Here is a 575-nt window from a genome sequence, read left to right as displayed (position 1 = left end):
CGGCCATGTCCCTCCAGATTCACCAGCACCTGTCCGGCGCCTGTCCAGTTGTGCATCGCCAATCCTAACGCGGTCAATAGCAAATCATTGACCTCGGTGTTGTAGGCGCGATGGGCCTGCTTTAACAGCTGCTGGGTTTCAGCTTCGGTCCACTCTACCGTCAACACTTCGCTGTCTGCATTCAAGGAGCCCTCATAGGCAAAATCCTTAGGCAGCGGTGCCGCTTTCGCTTTGGCCTGTTCCAGCTGCTGCCAGTAGGCTTCATCCGATGCAGCCTCTGGACGGTTGGCGTAAGACGACAACTCCTGTGCCCATGTTTGGAAGGAATCCGTTTTAAAGGGCAATCGTACAGGCTCACCTTTGATCGCCTGTTCGTAACCTGTCGAGAAATCTTCAAACAGAATCCGCCACGATACCCCATCTATCACCAAATGGTGAATGGCTATGAGCAAATGATCGCCCTCGGCTGTGCGGAACAATCCCAGCTTGACCAGAGGTCCTTCGGACAGGTGAATGCTGCTTTGAATTTCATTTGCCTTCGCTTCCAGCGCTTCCGCATAGGTTTCCTGTTTACG

1 protein-coding gene is annotated in these 575 nt (G+C 53.4%); it reads right to left on the bottom strand.

The window, feature by feature from the left end; translation table 11 throughout:
- On the bottom strand, positions 1 to 575 hold a 575-nt coding region (locus NLX74_RS25540; protein WP_254330937.1), incomplete at both ends, for a condensation domain-containing protein.

The organism is Paenibacillus sp. MZ03-122A (assembly GCF_024213325.1).
Classification (GTDB): Bacteria; Bacillota; Bacilli; order Paenibacillales; family Paenibacillaceae; genus Paenibacillus; species Paenibacillus polymyxa_B.
The sequence above is the reverse complement of the archived record's forward strand: the minus strand, read 5'-3'. Positions and strand labels throughout refer to the sequence as shown.